This is a genomic window from Microvirga sp. P4_G7 (assembly GCF_056401005.1).
In genome coordinates this window covers 1-1,071 of record NZ_JBFUKD010000965.1, presented here as the reverse complement: position 1 = coordinate 1,071, position 1,071 = coordinate 1, and the positions used below count along the sequence as shown (strand labels likewise).

General features: G+C 58.1%; 1 protein-coding gene and 1 pseudogene. Both read right to left on the bottom strand.

Annotated features, from left to right (window positions below):
* Positions 1 to 203, bottom strand: a pseudogene (locus AC1DT3_RS22265) (hypothetical protein); the annotation flags it as partial.
* Between the two features lie 214 nt (positions 204 to 417).
* On the bottom strand, positions 418 to 1,071 hold a 654-nt coding region (locus tag AC1DT3_RS22260), incomplete at its 5' end, for an alpha/beta hydrolase (protein WP_477467348.1).

Sequence of the window (1,071 nt, the reverse complement as noted above, 5' to 3'; positions counted from 1 at the left end):
GTCAGTGTTATGTCACCCGTCACCGACGCGAACGCCAGTCCGAGCTTCACCCAATCGGACGGATCGTTCTCTGCGACGACGGAATTGAGAAGCGAGCAGTCTCGGATCGTCGGATGAAGCGTGTTGCTTGTGCAGTACAGCGACCATGCACCGATCGCGCCCCGCATTTCGACCGGCGGCTGGCCCACTTGTGCGGATACCACCGACGCGCCGCAGAGCGACACCGCGCTGATACCGAGGACGCTGACAAAAGCCGCCCTCGCCGCCGACAGGCAGCATCGACCAGTCTGAACTCGGCAACGCCGGACGCTGCCACCATTCCATGTGATCGCAACCGCGCACATCCTTGGATTTTACCCCTTTGCGGCTATCGCAACAAGCGATGCTGTTTCGATTCCCGAAACAATCTCACCTCGGTTATTTCAACCGAATTTCTCTTGCTCCGGGGATGGACGGATTAGCGCTTCTGACGGGCAGGCCGGCGATGAGATCCTCGATGTCGTCGAGAATCTGAATAGCGCTCAGATAATATGAATGCCTCGCGAAGTCTTTTATCGGCCCGCGAACCACCACGACTTCCACGCCATCCATCGGGTTCTTGTAAGTCGTGCAATAACCAAGTCGATCGTCGGAGCCGTTGATACTTTTTGACGTAAGAAGTGCGTAGTCCTCAGAGCAGTACACCGTGTAAAACCGCCCTGCCCCCATGATATTGGGCCGCAAGCGATCGAACTCGCTCGTTCCGATGTCCGGCGCGGCGAAAATCACCCGCGCTGGACTTTTTTGCATTTGCCGCGGAAGCATAGGCTTGAGCGCACGATAGCCCGCCGAATCGCGCAATTGAATGGCCTTGGCCGTCAGATCGGTCCCCATGCTATGCGCCAAGATGTTGAACGGTTTGGCGGTGGAACTCGACAATATGTCCATCGCATGGGCCGCGTAGGGAAGCGAGGCTCCCGCATTCGCTTTTGCCAGCTTGTAGGCGCGCTCGGCACTGCCCAGATTTGCGATGAGACCTTCATCGGATGGCCAACTGAACAGCAGGGGTACGCCGCCGGGTCGCACGTCGAT